The sequence below is a fragment of the Bacillus cereus group sp. BfR-BA-01524 genome, assembly GCF_022662595.1.
Taxonomy (GTDB): Bacteria; Bacillota; Bacilli; order Bacillales; family Bacillaceae_G; genus Bacillus_A; species Bacillus_A thuringiensis_S.
This window is the reverse complement of record NZ_JAKUDW010000483.1, coordinates 1-218: the sequence shown is the minus strand read 5'-3', so window position 1 is coordinate 218 and position 218 is coordinate 1. Positions and strand designations below refer to the sequence as shown.

Genomic DNA, 218 nt, shown 5'->3' with positions numbered 1-218 from the left:
TGAATCTTTATCAGCTAGTGCATTTGACCCTAATCTTGTAGGACCAACATTACCACCGATACCACCGTTTACTCTTCCGACTGGACCGACTGGACCTACGGGACCGACTGGGACTACTGGACCTACGGGGCCGACTGGACCTACGGGACCGACTGGACCTACGGGGCCGACTGGACCTACGGGACCGACTGGGACTACTGGGACTACTGGACCTACGG

Annotated in this window: 1 protein-coding gene; it reads left to right on the top strand. The window is 57.3% G+C overall.

Going from position 1 to position 218, the window contains the following annotated elements; all coding sequences use genetic code 11:
- Positions 1–218: exosporium leader peptide-containing protein (locus MR170_RS32000; protein WP_242310801.1), on the top strand; the 218-nt coding region annotated here is incomplete at both ends.